Raw genomic sequence first — 17860 nt, forward strand, 5'->3', positions numbered from 1 at the left:
GGGGAAAGAGTGCGACTCGGAATCACTCGCTTGGGAACCGTGGCGGCGGCACTGCTGCTGCCGTTCTTCTTTGTGTCGGCATCGAATCAGGCCCATGAAACCGCCTCGGATCCGGACATCGAGCTCGCCCGGGCAGGCGGCATGGCGCCACAGATCTACAACGGTGGCACATACGCCGACAACCGAGGTCTGGCCGCGGTACTTCTCGACGGCGACCTCCAGTGCTCCGGTGCGATTGTGCACGACCGCTGGGTGCTCACCGCCAAGCACTGCATCATGTACGACACGAACAACAACGGCCTACCCGATACAAAGTACGCGACCAGCCGCATCAAGGTGCGGGTGAAGAGCGACAGGTGGGACACGGGCGGAGGAGTGGTCGGCCTTGAATTCTCCAAGGTGCGATCACGAAAGGACGTCGCCATGCTGAAGCTCAACCGGTCGGCAAACGCAGAGACGGTCCGCCTTGCATCGGCTCACCCCAAGCTCTCTGCGACCACCTACCTCTTCGGCTGGGGACACGATTCGAACTACTACGTGAAGCGAGGGACTGAGAAGGTCACATCGAATTCAGCCACAGACGCGTACGGCGGCCCGGCAATTCAGACCTCTACAATCGATGGAAGTCCCTGCTTTGGCGACTCAGGGGGTCCTTTGTTTAAGCTGGTCGACGGAAATAGGTACCAGGTCGGAATCCTGTCGACTGTGAGCAGTGGCTGCACCGGAACAGGCTATTACGCCAGCGTTCCGGAGAGTAAGGCATGGATTCAAGACGTCATAGCCCGGTTCTGAATTCACCGAGACGAGAGCATTGCCACCTCTGCGGCACCGCAGAGGTGGCAATGCCGACTCAGGGTATAACGGGCCACCACGTGTCATGTCTGTGATGCTGGACAAGAGGGGGATCATCATTCGCGCACCGCGGTCGATCCGTAGTAGTCGCACCATCCGAAGCAGATGGCATGCGGCAAGGACAACGCTCAGGCTGACTGTAGCCGCTCTTCTGGGGGCTCTTCTGCTGCCCAGCGTTTCGCCCACTTCTGCTGCGGCGGACACAGCTCCGATCAGCACCGGCGCCGTGTTCAACAACCCGAAAGGATCCACTACAGAAAAGAACGCGGTAAAAAGTCACATCATCAATGCGATAAACAACACCCAGAGCGGCCGAATGATACGCGCGGCTCTTTACGCTCTCAAAGATCAAGACTACACCAGCGCGCTGATATCGGCTCATCGGCGCGGCGTGACCGTTCGGGTTGTCCTGGATTCAAAATTCAAATCCTCGTCAGCCACTCAGAGTCTGATATCCGCACTCGGCACCAATAAATTCAGCGGATCATGGGTACACGTATGCACGGACGGTGCGGCCTGTATTGCGACCGGTCGAAGCAGTATGATCAACCATAACAAGTTCTTCACCTTCTCCCGGGTGGGGGACGCGGGTGTGGCAGAAGATGTTGTCATCCAGACATCCGCGAATCAGACTTCCCTCAACACCGAGAAATACTGGAACAATGCCTACACAGTCGTAGGGAACACAGCTCTCTATTACGCATACAGAACATATTTCAAGGACCTCGCGGCCATGGTGAAGGATGATGATTACTTCACCAGTGGAAAGGTGGGGACCGAGAAGTATTACTTCTTCCCACAGAAGAGCGGGGACATTGTGGTGGGTGTGCTCAACAATGTCTCGTGTGCCGGGGGGTCCACGGTGCGGGTAGCCACATTGGCGCTGCACAGGGACGAGGTGGCCCTGAAGCTGAGATCGCTGGCGGACCAGGGATGCTCGGTGCGGATCGTCTTCAACGAGAGTAACGACGTCGACAAGCTCTCCGGGCACAGGAACATCGCGCTTCGTCAGCTCAGGACCGCGGACGGGTACCTCGTTCACTCAAAGTACTTGCTGATCGAAGGCGACTACGCCGGCCATCCAGGGACGAAGTGGACCTTCACCGGGTCTCACAACCTGGACTACTCGTCTCTGCGTGACAACGACGAAGCGATGCTCCGCCTTGAGGGCGAGGCGCCACACGACGCGTATCGAGAGAACTTCGAGTCCATGTTCGCCCTGGCATCGCCGGTGTCATAGCAGTCACACCATCGCCACGGTCCGGACCCCAGCCTCGCGGGGCCCGGACCTGTTGCGCTGAAAGGGGGAGCCGGACGGGCCCCTCGCCGGTCGGCCGGGGCCGGGCAGGCTCGAAGCACCACCTGATCACCGACGGGCACGGCACCCCGCTGGCGGTAATCCTCACCGGCGGGGCCGCCCCGCCGTCGGCCTGACTCGCTATTCGCCGACCGCGGCTACGACCACGACATCTACCGGTGCAAGCTCAGCGAGCGCGGAATCGTCCCCCGGCATGCTGGGCCACATCGTTGAGGTCGCCGTGGCCGCTCGGCAGTGCCCGCCGTCCTCGCGCGGTCTGCGTGAGTCCATGGCCGACCGGCGATAATCGCCGACGCGGCACGGCCCGTCCCAGGGCGCGGCGACGTCAGCAGTCCGAGCGTTGCGTATCTGTGATCACTTGGAGTGCAACCGCCTCCCGCCGTGGCGGGTCGATGGATGCGTTGAATGCACATCGGACTTGAGGAGCGCGTGGATGACTGCCATCGGGAGAAGGGCGGTTCTGGGCGCCGCCGCGTCCCTGGCCGCCGGGGCGGGCCTGCTGGTTGACGGAGCCGGGCGTCGTGCGTCTGCGGCCACGGACAAGTATCCGTCCAACACCGCTCTGTACGCCGATGCGGAGCTCGTCGAGGGGCAGGACTACGGACTGCGGTTCCGCCGCCATGCGGATACCGGGGTGAGCCTTGCGGATGTGTACGGATTTCCCAAGACGTCGATTCTGGCCCCGCATGGCGGCGGATCGAGATGGGGACCTCAGAGTTGTGTCTGGCCATCGCCGGATACCATCCGGAGACGTTTGACGCGGACAGCGATGTCTACGACTACTGGATGTTCGAGGGTCTGCGGGCATCCAACAACCGTGAGTTGCATGTGACGTCGACGCACTGCGACGACCCGGCCGCCCGTGCGCTGGCGGGCGGCAGCCGGAACGCGCTGACATTGCACGGTTGTACCGCCGCTCAGGCCGGCGCCCCGTCGACCGAGCCGCAGGCGGTTGTGGTCGGCGGCCTCAACGAGACGTTCAAGGCACACCTGATGAACCGGTTCCGCGCTGCGGGTTTCTATGTACTCGACGGCTCGGACAACCCCGCACTCGCCGGCGTACATCCGGACAACATCGCCAACCGCACACTGCTCGGTGCCGGGGCCCAGCTTGAGCTGACGACTGAGCTACGCGCCGCGATGTTCGAGGTGAACACTAGGGCCGGGCGCCGGAAGTCCACGACGGGCGTCTTCTGGGCCTTCGTCTGGGCAGCGAGGGACGCGATTCAGCTGCTGGAGCAGCAGCAGTAGCCAGCATCGTGGGGTGAGCGGAAAGTTTGGCCGCGGAGCGCCTATCTGCTTCTGCGGAGCTGGTCCAGGTCGCCTCGGCGGGCGGTGGTGATGAGGGCAGCGAGTGCGGTGGGGGTGGTGGTGAGGATTTCGCCGGGGCGATCGGTCTCGCGGAGATGCGGGGTTCCATGTGCGTGGAGGCCGAGTTGGAGGCAGGCGTTGCCTCCACCGCCGCAGAACGGTTCCTGCCAATCAATCTCGGACATGGGTTTGCCTTTCAGAGCGTGCGGGCGATGTTGTGGATGAAGTCTCGGGAGGCTCTCTCGTTGAGCGATGCCTTTTCCATTCCGTTCAGGAGCTGAACGGTAGTTGGTGAGCTGCATCTCTGCGTCGATGAAGATGGAGCCGTATGACGTATCCAGTTGAACCGTGTCGAGCTGGGAGACAGCTCCCTGTGCGTAGAGAACGGTCTGCCCGGCACCGGGAAGCCGCCTGCGTGAAGGGCACCATGCGCGGGGTGATGTGATCGCGCTCGCTCATCTCCAGTAGGTGGTGGAGCTGGGCACCGGCGTTCTCGGGGCCCCCGAACTGCATACGCAGCGCTGCCTCGTGGACGAGTGCTTCGTAGGCAGGAGGGGGCTCACGATCGAGGAGGGAGCTGCGCTTGAGCCGGTGGGCGACGCGGATGTCGATCTCGTGCTGCGGGAGCTTCGGGATCACGATGTGCGCGGTGCGGGGCACCCGCCCGTCAGCGGGAATCCCTTGACGGGTCCGGCGGTTGAGCAGCCCGTGGACAGCGGGCGGGTGGGCCTGTGGTCAAGGCCCCCTCGCCCGCTGTCCAGGAGCTGTTTGCGTTCGGCGTGATTGGACTCCCAGGATATGCCGGGTGCCGGAGCGTCCGGGCACGAGGAAATAGCTGATCCCGGCCTGCTCCAGGGCGTCGGCCACCAAGCCGAGGTTATGGGCTGACGCATCGCCGGCGGTGAACTTGTCGACGACCCGGCCGTAGAACGTCCTGCCGTCGACGACGATCTCCCGCATGCACTGTCCGACTCCAGCAGGGCCCGGCGACGCTGGGCGATCCGCTCGGCTCGTTTCCGCTCGGCATCCTCCCCCTGGCGATGCGGCGGTGTTCCGCACGTCTGTCTCTCACCGGAGCGGGGAGCAGGCGCTCCCCGATGGCCTTAATCCGCGACCGCATCTACGTATTACACCTTTCCGGCATCTGTGACTCTTCCGACGTTCCCTCGTAGGTAATGCGAACGGTGCGAACTGGTGTCCGTTATACGCGGCACGGCTGCCGGGTGTTCACGAAGGTGTAGGCGCCAGGCCTCGAGTGCTATCGAGGGTGCTGCCACCGGCGGGCTGCCAAGGGTGGGAGTGCTTCCTGCCTTGTCGCCCTGGCTGGTCAGTGCTGGCTGTGGCCTCCGTGCCTGGCGGTGTGGCAGGTGAAGGGTAAAAGGGACATAATTGCCATCATTGGGCAATATCCGCCAGAGGGTTGCTTCCGGAATCAGCTTAGTGATCGATCGTCATACTTTTGTGATCACGCATCACATCGCATGTCCGACATGGGTCTTTGTCTCGACGTCGTCCCTACATAAATACTCAGCCACGATGAACAGGTGTGAGTCTGGAGGAGATTGGGTGCCCAAGTGGAAACTGAGACGGCCAGGAGCCGTGTCTAGGGCCAGCGTGTCGTTGGCGTTGTGCGCCTTGTCCCTTGGTGTGGTGAGCGGTCCCAGCACCGCGAACGCGGCCTCTGGCTGTGATGGTGGGACAGAGTCGGACTTCAACGGTGACGGGATCCGGGACATCGCTATCGCGGACCCAGAGGCGATCGTTTCCGGTCAGGCTGAGGCCGGTCTGGTAAGGATCGTCTACGGAGGCGGCAAGGGCACAGACGAGATCCATCAGGACTCCCCGGGAGTCCCCGGAATACCCGAGAAGGGCGACCGCTTCGCCTACGCACTGGCCGCGACCGACTGGAACCAGGACGGCTGCGGCGACTTGGTGGTGGGCAACCCCTACGAGGGCATTGGGGACGAGGACGACTCTGGCTCCGTGCAGATCATCTATGGCGCGCCCGGCGGCCTCGGCGCCGGCGCATCGGCGTTGGACCTTCATCAGGGCAAGGGTTCGGGGAGTATCGCCTCCGCTGCTCCCGAAGCCGATGACTGGTTCGGCTACTCGCTGGCGGCGGGGAAGACCACATCGGGAGAGCCTTACCTGATCATTGGCGTGCCGGGTGAGGATTTGGGGAGCATCCAGGATGCTGGCGGCATCCACTACCTGCGCGGCAGCGTCAACGTAGCGGTGAATCAGGACTCGCCCGGAGTGGCCGGGATCGTAGAGCCGAACGACCGGTTCGGGTACGCGGTGGCCGCTTCCCCGAACCACATCGCGATCGGCGCTCCGGGAGAGGGCATCGGGGCCGAGGAGTTCTCCGGTGCGACCCAGCTTCTCAGCCACAAGGCGAACTCCGATGGGATTCCGACCCCCTTGAAGGGGACTGACCAAGACACCTCGGGAATCAATGGTTTGGCAGAAGCAGGGGACCAGTACGGTGCCTCGCTGTCGGTGGTCCCGTACCGTCCCTCGGGCGTTGCGTCTGCTTCTCACTCGCTGGTTGCCATTGGCGTGCCGGGTGAGGGCATCGAGACCGGCGAGAACGCCGGTCGGGTTGTTGTGTTGGAGATCACTGCCTCCGGCACGGTGCAGCAGGTCAATGACATCCACGCGAACATCGCAGGCGTAGCTGGGCTGGCGGAGGGCGGCGACCACTTCGGCCAGCACGTCACGGCGGTGAATACCGCACCCGGCTCGGTCGGCACGGCCAACACCCTGCTACTGGCCGTGGGCATACCGGGAGAGGATCTCGGAACGGTCCAGGACACAGGCTCGGCGCAGGTCTTTTCGTTGCTGGGCGCGCCGGGCGACAGCGATGTGTGGATCGAGAAGGGGATGCGCGGGCTGCCTGGCGAATACGGACCGCATGAGTATGTGGGTACCAGCCTGTTGGCGACTCCGGGGCAGTTGTATGTGGCGGTGCCGTATGGGGCCGCCGATGACCACGGAGTGTATGGGCTGCCGTGGCAGAACGTGATATCCGACGGCAATGAGGCCGTGACGTCCTGGAAGCCGGGCGAAGGTGGGCTGCCCACCACCAGGATCGCCTTCGGCGCTGCGGTCCGGTGAGGCACACGATGAACAGACGGAGTACTGCAGACGTGTCTGAATACATACGTCGTGCCAAGACCCTGCGTGCAGCGGCGGTTGTCGCTACAGCGTTGGGCGTGCTCGCGGCGGGAATGACCGTGCTGCCCGAGCGGAATGCGACTGCGGCACCGGTGGCGGTTACTGAGGACGCGCCGAACCCGACGACACAGCCAACCGAGGAGCAGGCCCAGGCGGCAGCGCGCAAGAGCGGCAAACAGGTCGAGGTGACCGGGCTGCGGCAGGAGCGGCGTGACGTCTTCGCCAACCCGGACGGTTCGTTCACGGCGCGCGAGTACACCGAACCGGTGCGCACGGTGCGGAACGGTAAGTGGACGAAGGTGGACGACACCCTGGTGCAGCGTGCCGACGGCATGTGGGCTCCGAGGGCCGCCACGGTCGAGCTGGAATTCTCCAGTGGCGGTGTCGGACCGTTCGCCCGGATGCGCAAGGCGGGGAGGGAGTTCTCCCTCACCTGGCCGGATGGGAAGCTGCCGAAGCCGCGCATCGAGGAGAACAAGGCCGTCTACGAGGAGGTGCTGCCAGGGGTCGACCTGGTGGCGCGTGCGGAGGCCGACGGTCTTGCCCATCTGCTGGTGGTCAAAACCTCCGAGGCCGCCAAGAATCCGAAGCTGAGCCGGATCGAACTGGCTCTGGGCACCGATGGGCTGAACGTCGAGGAGAGCGAGTCGGGTGCGCTGCGTGCGGTGGACTCCGCAGTAGGCGGGACGGTCTTCGAGGCAGGGCGTCCCGTGATGTGGGACTCCGCAGCCGTGTCGGAGCAGCCCACGGACTCTGGCGCGAAAACTGCTTCGTTCCGAACTGCCGGACGTGAGCCGGAGCTTGACGGCCCGGGTGGCGGAGGCAAAACTGCGGTGGTTGGCCTCGAGGTGACAGGGAAGAAGCTGACTCTCGTCCCCGACCAGCAGCTGCTCACCGGAGCGGAGACGGTCTTCCCGGTTGTGATCGACCCGATCCAGAAGACTACGTCCCGGTCGGCGTGGACGGGTGTGATGTCGGGCTTCCCGAACGAGCAGGACTGGAAGTACTCGGGCAGCGCGGGTGTGGGCCTCTGCCCGACCGACTACAACCCGGTGTCCTGCAACGGTGTCGGGGTGCGGCGGACGCTGTACACGATGCCGGTGTCCTTCTACAAGAACAAGCAGATCCTCAAGGCCACGTTCTCGGCACGGGTTTCTCATGTGTATTGGTCCGATGCCCGGGCCGAGCCGATCCGGCTGTACCGGATCGGTGGCAAGAACTACACGGTCACTTCATCGAGCGACTGGTCGAACACCAAGGATGACTGGGTCGACTATCTGGGCACAGTGAACAAGGAAATCCAGCCGACTTCCTGTTCCAGTCAGGCCAATCTGCACTTCGAGGGCGGTGAGCTGACCGATGAGGTACAGATTGCCGCGAATGGTGGCTGGTCGTCGTTGTCATTGGGGCTGCGGGCCGCCGATGAGTCCCGGTTCGGCGAGTGGAAGCGGATCTGCGGCAACACGTATCTGTCGGTGACGTACAACAATCCGCCGAAGCAGGTTGATTACAAGCTGATGTCGTCCAACCCGGGCGGCAAGTGCGTCTGGGGCGCCGACCGGCCGTATGCCGACGAACCGCCGCAACTGCGCGCCGAAGCACGCGATCCTGATCACACCTCGTCCCACACGGACAAGGTGAAGATGCAGTTCAAGGTGCAGTGGACGGACAGCTCTGGCACCGCACAGTCCTACACCTCCAACACCAGCTACAAGGCACCAAATCCGGGCACAGTGTTCACTCACACGGTGAAGTCGACGATTCCGCAGAACACCGTTATCTACTGGAGCGCACGCGCCTATGACGGCTACGCCTGGGGTGACTGGAGCTATGCGGGCACACCGCAGCGCTGCGAGTTCATCTACGACAGCACGCGTCCGGGGGACCCAGAGGTGGGTTCCGAGGAGTATCCGGACGACGGGGTGTGGCACGACGGTGTCGGAACGGTGGGAACGTTCACGTTCGCGCCGAACACTGACGACGCCGTAGCGGATGACGACGTGGCCGAGTACCGCTACGCCTTCGACGGCGAGACGCCCAGGACAGTGGCCGCCGACTCGGCGGGCGGGCCCTCGTCCGTCACCTGGACACCCATGTCGGCAGGACGCCACTGGGTGACCGTGGAGGCGTTTGACAACGCGAAGAATTCCAGCGTCCCGGCGCAATATGAGTTTTTGGTGACCGACGGCCGCCCAGTGACCGGCCAGTGGAACCTCGCTGACCTTCCGGGCAGCACGGACGCCCATGACGAGTCCGGCAGCTTCCCGGCGGAGCCTGGTTCCGGGGTGACATTCGGAGTGACCGGTCCCGGCGGCAACGCGGACGACGCAACGCGTCTGGACGGTAGCGACAGCGCGTATCTGGATGCCGGAGCCCCAGTCGTCGACACCGACGACAGCTTCAGTGTCAGCGCCTGGGTGCGGCCGGCCTCCCTGGACCGGGACATGGCCGTAGTCAGCCAGGACGGTTCGGGCGAGCCCGGGTTCTTCCTTGGTTATGACGCTTCCATCGGCAGCTGGGCGTTCTCGGTTCCGGTGAGCGATGTGACCACGCTCGGCCACTGGAAGACGGCTGCCGGTGTAACACCGGTCAAGGACCAATGGATGCTGCTCACCGGCGTCTACGACGCATACGCTTCCGGTGGCCCGGAGCTGCGCATCTACGTCAATGACCAGCTGAAGGGTACGGCCAAGCGGCGAACCCACTGGACCGCGTACGGCGGGCTGCAGATCGGCCGGGCGTTGGCCAAGAGCGGCTATCGGGACCACTTCCACGGTGATCTCGCCGAGGTGCGGGCCTTCGACCGGGTGCTGCCCGCCGCGCAGGTGGCTGAGCTGATGACGGTGAAGCCCGAACGCACCGGCTACTGGCCGCTGGACGAGGCGGCTGACGGTGCGTCGGCCAACGTCCAGACCGGCGGAGAGCCGCTCGGTCTGTCCGGTAACGCATCCATCTACCAGCCGGCCGATCCGCTGTTCGACGAGGCGGCACTGGTCGGCGACGGTCATCTGGAGCTCGACGGCCTGGGCGACTATGCGTCCACCGCCTCCCCCGCGGTCGGCGGTGCTTCCAGCTTCACGGTGGCCGTGCGTGCACAGCTGACCGCACTGGATCCGGAGAAGTCCCAGACCGTGATCTCCCTGCCAGGGGCCACGGCGGACCGGTTCGCGGTGCGTTACCAGGCCTCCACCGGGCAGTGGGAGCTGACGGTGGCCGAGGAGGACGCGTCCGGGGCGTCGGTGAAGACCGTCGCAGACGACCAGCAGCTGCCTGACACCGCAGGTTCGGGGCAGCACTTGGCGGTCGTCTACGACGCCTTCGCCAATGAGCTGCGGCTCTATGTCGAGGGCCAGCTCGCCGCTTCGGCGCGTACCTCGGATGACACGTTGTGGAAGGCGACCGGCGGCCTGCAGGTGGGAAGGTCGGCCATGGACGGTGGCAGTGAGTACTTCGCGGGTGCCCTGGATGAGGTCCGGGCGTACACAGGTGCCGCTGATATGACCGCCGTCCAGCGGATGGCGCAGCTGACGTCGCAGCCGAACATGTGAGACCGGGCGGTGGGGTTTCCGGGACTCGCCGTGTCCCGGGGCCCCACCGCCATATCCCAGGGCCTTGCCGAACCCCTTCGATGGCTTGGCCCCATGGCAATCGGGAGAAATCTTGAAGTCCTTCAGAGGACGATTGTTGAACCGGCGAATACGTCACCGAATGGTGCGCTCGGTCGTGTCCGGTCTGAGCCTCGCCTTGCTGGCCGGAACGATAGGAGCCGCCCCGCCTGAGCATGACGGCAAGGACCGGCCAGGCGTCCAAGACCTTGGCGATCCGGCTAACGGTAAGAAAAGCAAGACCAAACCACGGGGACCGGACCCGGCGAAGAAGGCCGCGGTCAAGACACTGGCCAAGGTGTCTTGGCCCACAGCCGGCAGCGCCACCCTAAGGGTGGGTGGCAATTTCGGCAGCCGCAACGTGCCGAAGAGTCAGTTCGCGCCGGGCGGCGTGCAGGAAGCGGCCACGGTCGGCAAGCTCCCGGTGAGGGTTGTCGCTGCGGACGGGGTGAAGAAGCCCAAGAAGTCCAAGAAGAGCGATGGGGCCGCCGCGCCAAGCAAGGTTCGTGTCTCCTCGCTGGGCCGCCAGCGTGCCGAGAAGCTGGCCAGCGCCGCACTGCTGCGCGTGCAGCGAGCCGACAGCATCGAGCGCTCGGGCAAGGTCAAGCTCTCGGTGAACTACGGTAAGTTCGCCGAGGCCTACGGCGGTGACTACGGTTCCCGGCTGCGGCTTGTCGAGTTTCCGGCCTGTGCCACCCGCGCCACCCCGGGCAGCAAGGACTGCCCTGAGCTCCCCAAGCCGCTGGCCTCGGTGAACGACACCACGGCCAAGACACTCACCGCAGAGGTCAATGCCGCCCCGGCTCGGTCCGGCGTGTCGACGCAGACAAGCACGGAAACAACTCTGGTCGGTGTCACAGCGGGCGACTCTTCCGCGCAGGGCGACTACAAAGCCACCAAGCTCTCCCCATCCGCGAGCTGGAACGTCGCCGATTCCTCGGGTGGCTTCTCCTGGAACTATCCGCTCCGGACCGTTCCCACGCCCGGCGGCCAGACGCCCTCCCTCGGACTGAGCTACTCCTCACAGTCGGTGGACGGTCGTACCTCGGCCACCAACAATCAGGGATCCTGGATCGGTGAGGGTTTCTCCTCCGAACCCGGCTACATCGAGCGGCGCTACAAGGCCTGTTCGGACGACGGGCACGAGGATTCCGCCGAGCAGTGCTGGGCGTTCGACAACGCCACCATCATGCTTGACGGCGCCTCGGGCGAGCTGATCAAGGACGATGACACCGGCGAGTGGCATCTGGCTGGCGAGAATGGCGCCAAGATCAAGAAACTCACCGGCGCCACCAACGGCGACGACAACGGTGAGCACTGGCGGGTCACTACGACCGACGGCACCGAGTATTACTTCGGTTTGAACCGCCGTCCCGGCTGGGCCAGCGGGGACGAGCAGACGAACTCGACTTGGACCGCACCGGTCTTCGGTGACGACTCCGGCGAGCCGTGCTACAACTCCACGTTCGCCGACGCCTGGTGCCAGCAGGCGTGGCGGTGGAACCTGGACTACGTCAAGGACCCCCACGGCAACGTGATGTCCTACCTGTACGGCAAGGAGACCAACCACTACGCCCTGAACGGGAAGACCGACGTCAACGGCACCCCGTACATCCGCGGCGGCTACCTCAAGCGCATCGACTACGGACAGCGTGACGGCAAGGTCTTCACCTCCAAGGCGTCGGCCCGGGTCGTCTTCAACACCGCCGAGCGGTGTCTGCCGACAGCCGACTTCGACTGCGCCCCGGAGAAGTTCAGCGAGGACAACGCCAGCCACTGGCCGGACACCCCGGTGGACCGCTATTGCAAGGCAGGTACGAAGTGCGATGCCAGCCAGGTAACGGCCACCTTCTGGACTCGTAAGCGGCTGACCGGTGTTACCACGCAGATGCGCACCGGAACCTCGTCCTACGCGGATGTGGACGCTTGGACCTTCACCCATCTGTTCACCGACAACGGTGATGACTCCAAGACCCTGTGGCTGTCCAAGATCGACCACGAGGGCAAGGTGGGCGGCAGCGCCAAGCTGCCATCGCTGGAGCTGCAGGGCATCCAGCTCATCAACCGGGTCGACAAGGACGGCGACAACATCGCCCCCTTCCACCGCTTCCGGCTCGCCGCGGTGCTAACCGAGACTGGTGCCCAGCTCGACGTCAACTACGCCGCGACCGAGTGTACGGCCGACGCGCTCCCCAAGCCGGGTGAGTCGACCAAGCGCTGCTACCCGGTCCAGTGGGTCCCGCCCGGCAGCATCGACCCGATCACCGACTGGTTCCACAAGTACGTCGTCGCCGAAATCATCGAGACCGACCGCACCGGTGGCGGCGAGGACCTGGTCACCCGATACGACTACCAGGGCGGCGCGGGCTGGCGGCACGGTGAGCCGGACGGCATCACCGACGAGGAGTTCCTGACCTGGGACCAGTGGCAGGGATACGGCAAGGTCTCCGTCACCAGCGGCAACGGCCAGACCATGTCAACCCGGGTCGACTACACCTACCTACAGGGCATGGACGGTGACAAGGACCCCGTGGGTGGCACTCGCTCGGCGACGGTCACCGACTCCACCGGCGTCACGTACACCGACCACAAGGAGTACACCGGCTTCGAGGTGGAAGCTGCCACCTACGACGGCTCCGAGATCTCTTCCAAGGTGATCACCGAGCCATGGAAGCGCGACACAGCCACTCAGACCAAGCCGTGGAAGACGACCAAGGCAACCATCGTCAAGCCGAAGACCACCCGCGGTTACACCAAGCTGGCGGACGGCACCTGGCGGAAGACAAAGTCCACCTCGTACTACGACACGTCCAACGACACCGGACGACCCGTCAAAGTAGAGGACTTGGGTGACCTGTCCACCACCAAGGACGACAAATGCACTCGGCTGTGGTACGTGGAGAACACGGCCAAGAACATGATGGAACTGCCGTCCCGCAGCGAGGCCGTGTCAGTGGATTGTGCCACCACGCCGGACCGCACCACTCAGGTGATCGCGGACGAGCGCACCGCCTACGACGGCGGGGCCTTCGGTGACGCCCCCACCAAGGGCGACCCCACGAAGACCGAGCGGCTGAAGTCCCACGATGGCACGACCGGCACCTACCAGGTGACCGGCACTACCAGCTACGATGCCTTCGGACGCCCGACCTCGCAGAAGGATCCGGTCGGTGCTACTACGACCACCGAGTACACCGATGCCAATGGTCTGATCTCGCAGACGAAGGTCACGAACGCCCTCGGGCACGTCGTTACCACCGACTACGCCCCGGCTTGGGGTCAGTCGGCCGGTCAGACCGACCCTAACGGGAAGCGCACCGATCTCGCCTACGACCCACTGGGTCGGCTGACTTCGGTGTGGATGCCGGACAGGGCCAAGTCCCAGACTCCGAGCATCAAGTACTCCTACACCGTTCGCCGGGATCTGCCGGTCGCCGTCAAGATCGAGAAGCTGGAGATCAGCGGCTCGTACGGGGCGGAGTACCAGCTCTACGACGGTCTGCTGCGTCCGCGGCAGAAACAGACGGAGGGCCCCGGCGGCACCCGGATGGTGGCCGATACTTTCTACGACGGCACCGGCAAGATCAGGAAAACCAACACCGACTACAACGCCACCGGCGCGCCATCCGATCAGCTGCTGATCGTCGCCAACGGCGAGGTTGGTGCTCAGCACCTGTACCAGTACGACGGACTTGGCCGCCCGACGGCCGAGATCTTCGCGGTCGCCGGTGTGGAGCAGTGGCGCACCACCATCGAACACGACGGCGACCGCACGCATGTCGACCCGCCGAAGGGCGGTGTGCCAACCACCACCATCACCGACGCCACCGGTCAGGTCACCGAGCTGCGTCACTACCACGGAGACGCGCCTACACCAGACGGACCGACAGGCCCGGGCACCGGGTATGACGCCACCAAATACAGGTACACCCCCGGCGGCGAGCTCGCGAAGGTTACCGACGCCCAGGACAATGTCTGGGAGTTCGAATACGACGTGATGGGCCGTAAGGTCAAAAGCGTCGACCCGGACACCGGCACCACCACGACTGCGTACGACGCGGCCGATCAGCCGGTGTCGACCACGGATGCGCGAGGTAAGAAGACCTCCCAGGTCTACGACGACCTCGGCCGGGTCACCAGCACATGGGAGGGTGAGCCTTCCACCGGCATCAAGCTGACCGAAACCCGCTATGACCGTAGTGGCTGGCTCGGTGAGGCCTGGGCCTCACTTCGCTATGTCAACGGCGGCAGCGAATATTACGCGACCGTCCATCAGTCGATGGACAACTTCTACCGCCCGCTGAAGACGGCCTACTCGGTGCCCAGCTCCGAGGGCGCTCTTGCAGGTACCTACACCTTCACTACGAGCTACAACCGGGACGGCACCGTCCAGGGAACAGGCATGCCCGCCGCCGGTAACCTCCCGGCAGAAGGCATCGTCTTTGGCTACGACGAACTGCAGCGCCCGACTTCCATGTCGGGCGATACGTCCTACGTCACCGACACCGTCTACTCCAACACCAGTCTGCTGCAGCAGCTGGAGTTGTCCACCGGCAGTGGTGAGAAGCAGTGGCAGACCTTCCGCTATGAAAAGGGCACCGAACGGCTGACCCGCTCCACAGTGGACCAGTCATCGGCCACCGACCCGCTGAAGGACAGCCACTACTCCTACGACCAGGCCGGTAACGTCCTGTCCATCGCGGACGCCGCAGGCGGATCGCCCGACGTCCAGTGTTTCGCCTACGACACCAGAAAGCGCCTCTCCGAGGCCTGGACCCCGCTGGCGAACGCGGAGACCGCAGCCGGCTCTGGTTCAGTCGGGGGGCAGCTCGGCGGCAGTACCCCGTCGGCATGTGACGCCGCTCCAGGAGCCCAAGCTCTAGGCGGCCCTGCGCCGTACTGGAAGTCGTACACGGTCGACGCCCTCGGTAACCGGACGAAGGAGGTCGTCCACGACACTGGTCTGGAGTCGGCCAAGGACATCACTCGCACCTACACCTACGGTGAGGGTGATGCCGGTCCGCATGCCGTCACCACGGTTGTGGAAAACACCCCGACCGGCGACCGCCAGTCCACCTACAACTATGACGCTAGTGGCAGTACCACAGAGCGGGTCTTGGGCGGCGACACCCAAACTCTGGAGTGGAATGCCGAGGGCAAGCTGAACAAGACCACCGAGGCCGATGGCAAAGAGACGACTTACGTCTACGACGCCGGGGGCAACCGGGTGGTGCGCCGGGACGAAACCGCTACGACGGTCTACCTCCCCGGTATGGAACTGAACCTGGTTAAGGGGTCGTCGGCAGTCGAAGCCACCCGTTACTACACGTATGCGGGAGATACCATCGCCATCCGTACGGATGACGGCAAGGTGTCGTTCCTGGCCTCCGACAATCAGGACACCGCCCAGCTGGCAACCGACGCCACTACTGGCGCGACCTCCCAACGCCGCTTCGACCCCTATGGGCTCGACCGCGGCGAGGCAACCGGCGTCTGGCCGGGGGAGAAGGGATTTGTCGGCGGCACAATCGACACCCAGACTGGGCTCACTCATATCGGGGCCCGTGAATACGACCCAGATCTGGGCCGGTTCATTTCAGTCGACCCGATCATTCACTACGACTCGCCGCAACAGATCAGCGGCTATGCCTACGCCAACAACAGCCCCGTCACACTGTCCGACCCGACCGGACTGGACGCGCAGTGCCAGGGCCCCAACACGATGCTTCTCGCCAAGTGCAGCAGCGGTGGCGCCATGGGAAACAGCTTCGGAGGCACCGTTGGAGGCGGGACTGCACCGCCTCAGAAGCAGGCTGTAACTGAATCCGAAAAGGAACTGGCAGGCGCGCAGAAGAAACTCGCCACGACAAAGAAGCAAGTCAAGAAGGCTGCCCAGAAAATTGTCCAAATCGCCATGGACATCATGGGTATCCCCGCAGCCATGGATTGTATATCCAGCGGTGACCTAGCCTCTTGCGGTGAGACCGCACTGAACGTCGCGGGCACCTTTGTCGGTGGCCTGGCGGGCAAGATTCTCGCCAAGTACGGCGTGCCCTGGAAATGGGCGGATGGTGCCAAGCTGGTCAAGCGGGTCTGGGGCCTGCTCGGTGACCTGGTCGGCGGCGCCAGGGACATGTGGAAGCAATCCAAGGCGGTCAACAAGGCCAAGAACAAACTTGCGGCTGCCAAGGAACAAGTAAGGAAGGTCACAGGCAAGGCAAACTGTCCCACCAAGCACAGCTTCCTGCCCGGCACCACCGTTCTTCTGGCCGATGGAACCAGTAAGCCGATTGAGGATGTCGAACTTGGCGACGAGGTCACCGTCACCGACCCGGAAACCGGCGAGACCACGACCCGCGAGATTGTCGGCACCATCGTCACGGAGGACGATAAGGACTTCGTCGACCTCACTGTCGCCACTGACGAAGGCTCCGCAGCACTGATCTCCACGACCACTCACCCGTTCTGGGTAGAGTCCGAGGACGAGTGGGTTGATGCGGGGCATCTCCGGTCGGGGATGCTCCTGCGCACGGACGAAGGCGAGACCGTCGAGGTCCAGGGCCTTCGCTACTTCGAGAAGCGCCAGCGCACGCATGACCTGACCGTGAGCGGCATCCACACGTACTATGTACTCGCGGGCGACACGCCGGTACTCGTTCACAACAGCAACTGCGCACCCGCATCGAAATACGATGACATCACCAAACCCAAGGCCCGCATGAAGAATGTGCGGACGGACGTCGGCCCCACGGAATTTGCAAAGAATCTTGAGGTCAACGGATGGGCCCGCGTCGAAAGGGGGCCGAACATCGAATATCAGAAGGATGGAGCACGGTACTTCCTGCGAGGCAAGGCCAAGACCGTCGAAGGGTGGACGGCGGACTACTACAGGCCGGGATCGAAGAAGCCCGACATCAAGATCAGGCTGGGGGAGGACTGATGCCGAGCGAGGGTTCGCTCACGCCGGACCGCGACGGGTATCTTGACATCCGCTCCCGTAGTGCGGTGACCTTCGATCTTGATGCCAGGTTCCCTGACCGGGTCTTCAGAGAGCGTGCGGGAGACTCGTTGTTCTGTGAGTTCGACGCGGTTCTCGCTCCAGAAATCTGGCCGGCGCTCTGCACGATGGCCCGGTGGCACGGAGACGACTACATCGAACTGCTGGTTCTCGAGCCGGACTGTGACGATTTCTATCTCCCCGAGGGGCTGGGATACCCGGCGGTGTCTCTGTCCATCGAGGTCGGTGAGGACGACTACTGGGCCGCGATCGGCTTCGATCCGGACGGCGACGCCCTGGGGTCGATCGCGATCTCGGCGAATGTCGTCGCGCTGACCGGAGCATCCGGAAAGTGGGGGTGCTGGGGTGAAAGGGATCCCGAGGTGGCGGTATTCCAGGGGTTCCCCGACGCAGCTGCGCGCAGTGAATGGTGTGCACGGTTCGGGCCCTTCCTGGACGTGTCAGGCGCGTTGGAGTCGTATCTTCCGATGGCTTTCGGCGGGCGGCCCGTTCCGGACGGCTACGCCGCAGCACTGAGCGCCAACTACGGCCCTTCGAGTGGTATACAGTCGTAACGTTACGAAGGCCCCGTCAGATCTG

10 protein-coding genes and 1 pseudogene are annotated in these 17860 nt (G+C 64.1%); 8 read left to right on the forward strand and 3 right to left on the reverse strand.

Annotation, left to right across the window (positions count from 1 at the left end; translation table 11 throughout):
- The first annotated feature begins 39 nt into the window (after window positions 1-39).
- From test1122_RS22490 to test1122_RS22505, 4 genes and pseudogenes are all read left to right on the forward strand, one after another.
- On the forward strand, window positions 40-792 hold the full coding sequence (locus test1122_RS22490) for a S1 family peptidase (RefSeq protein WP_232270982.1): 753 nt from the start codon (window positions 40-42) through the stop codon (window positions 790-792).
- A 94-nt stretch (window positions 793-886) separates the two neighbouring features.
- A complete protein-coding gene (locus test1122_RS22495; protein WP_232270983.1) occupies window positions 887-2092 on the forward strand; it encodes a phospholipase D-like domain-containing protein in 1206 nt (401 codons plus the stop codon).
- A 38-nt stretch (window positions 2093-2130) separates the two neighbouring features.
- Window positions 2131-2368, forward strand: a pseudogene (locus test1122_RS22500) (IS5/IS1182 family transposase); the annotation flags it as partial.
- Window positions 2369-2872: 504 nt separating this feature from the next.
- Window positions 2873-3421: a poly-gamma-glutamate hydrolase family protein gene (locus test1122_RS22505; RefSeq protein WP_232270984.1), complete on the forward strand. Its 549-nt coding sequence runs from the start codon at window positions 2873-2875 to the stop codon at window positions 3419-3421.
- Between the two features lie 41 nt (window positions 3422-3462).
- Here the strand turns inward: test1122_RS22505 and test1122_RS22510 are convergent, their stop codons facing one another.
- From test1122_RS22510 to test1122_RS22520, 3 genes are all read right to left on the reverse strand, one after another.
- Window positions 3463-3666, reverse strand: coding sequence for a DUF397 domain-containing protein (locus test1122_RS22510; RefSeq protein WP_232270985.1), 204 nt, complete (start codon window positions 3664-3666; stop codon window positions 3463-3465).
- 85 nt (window positions 3667-3751) lie between these two features.
- On the reverse strand, window positions 3752-4141 hold the full coding sequence (locus test1122_RS22515) for a Scr1 family TA system antitoxin-like transcriptional regulator (protein WP_338423561.1): 390 nt from the start codon (window positions 4139-4141) through the stop codon (window positions 3752-3754).
- 75 nt (window positions 4142-4216) lie between these two features.
- Window positions 4217-4441: a hypothetical protein gene (locus tag test1122_RS22520; protein ID WP_232270987.1), complete on the reverse strand. Its 225-nt coding sequence runs from the start codon at window positions 4439-4441 to the stop codon at window positions 4217-4219.
- 690 nt (window positions 4442-5131) lie between these two features.
- On the opposite strand from test1122_RS22520, the gene test1122_RS22525 reads away from it, so the two are divergent.
- From test1122_RS22525 to test1122_RS22540, 4 genes are all read left to right on the forward strand, one after another.
- Window positions 5132-6598, forward strand: a complete 1467-nt coding sequence (locus tag test1122_RS22525) for an FG-GAP repeat protein (RefSeq protein ID WP_232270988.1) — start codon at window positions 5132-5134, stop codon at window positions 6596-6598.
- 32 nt (window positions 6599-6630) lie between these two features.
- Entirely contained in the window at window positions 6631-10206 is a 3576-nt protein-coding gene (locus test1122_RS22530; RefSeq protein WP_232270989.1) for a LamG domain-containing protein, read from the forward strand.
- A gap of 175 nt (window positions 10207-10381) precedes the next feature.
- On the forward strand, window positions 10382-17203 hold the full coding sequence (locus tag test1122_RS22535) for an RHS repeat-associated core domain-containing protein (RefSeq protein ID WP_232270990.1): 6822 nt from the start codon (window positions 10382-10384) through the stop codon (window positions 17201-17203).
- Window positions 17203-17835, forward strand: a complete 633-nt coding sequence (locus test1122_RS22540) for a hypothetical protein (RefSeq protein WP_232270991.1) — start codon at window positions 17203-17205, stop codon at window positions 17833-17835. Before test1122_RS22535 ends, test1122_RS22540 begins: the two co-directional genes overlap by 1 nt.
- Window positions 17836-17860: the final 25 nt, after the last annotated feature.

The sequence above is a fragment of the Streptomyces gobiensis genome (genome assembly GCF_021216675.1).
In the GTDB taxonomy this organism is placed as follows: domain Bacteria; phylum Actinomycetota; class Actinomycetes; order Streptomycetales; family Streptomycetaceae; genus Streptomyces; species Streptomyces gobiensis.